This window comes from Pseudomonas sp. 32_A, assembly GCF_017490905.1.
GTDB lineage: Bacteria > Pseudomonadota > Gammaproteobacteria > Pseudomonadales > Pseudomonadaceae > Aquipseudomonas > Aquipseudomonas inefficax.
The window spans coordinates 1-638 of record NZ_JAFGYI010000120.1 but is presented as its reverse complement, the minus strand read 5'-3'; the positions used below and the strand labels follow the sequence as shown (position 1 = coordinate 638).

At 59.2% G+C, this 638-nt stretch carries 2 pseudogenes; both read right to left on the bottom strand.

Annotation, left to right across the window (positions count from 1 at the left end):
- Positions 1-243: pseudogene (locus J5M58_RS25865) on the bottom strand (fumarylacetoacetate hydrolase); the annotation flags it as partial.
- Positions 244-253: 10 nt separating this feature from the next.
- Positions 254-638 (bottom strand): annotated as a pseudogene (locus J5M58_RS25860) (hypothetical protein); the annotation flags it as partial.

Here is a 638-nt window from a genome sequence, read left to right as displayed (position 1 = left end):
CAGCAGGATAGGTTCGATGTCGCCAATGGGTTCGCCGGCAGACGACCCGACGATGGCCGTGACGTCTGGTCGATCGAGCAAGTCCGCTACGGTCGGCGTGATCGCGGTAATGTCAAAGACCTGCCCGTTGCGTACGACGACAACGCTCGGACCTGCATGGTCGCCGCCACGCCATACCCGCCCAATCAAGAGGGCGTATTCCGCGTCGTGAGGTAGGCATTCGGAGGGAGGCAGTGCATTCATGACGAAGATTTCATCGAAGAGTTGCGGTGAATCGGGCAGACAGGTGCAGAGACTCGCCTTCAGCAAGTTCAACAAGCCCATGTTTTAGCGGCGACGGAGCGTTGTGTGCATTAACGTCATGTGACACCGGCTCGAAGCAGAAGAAGTCGGCCTCAGCGCCCGGCGAATAGACGATATAACGATTCAGGGGCGCCTGAGCCACGATCTGAAGAGCAAGGCCGCGCCCTGGCCACCAGATGTCCGCTCGACCGTGCCAGCCCGTGTAGACCGTAGTGAAAAAATTGGACGGAAGGGATCGAGGCGCGCCGAAGCCACTGGAATCGTTATCAACCAAGGCGTGCCAGCGCTTCGGCAAATGAAGAGAATCTTCTGACCACCATCCGTCCGCACGCGCG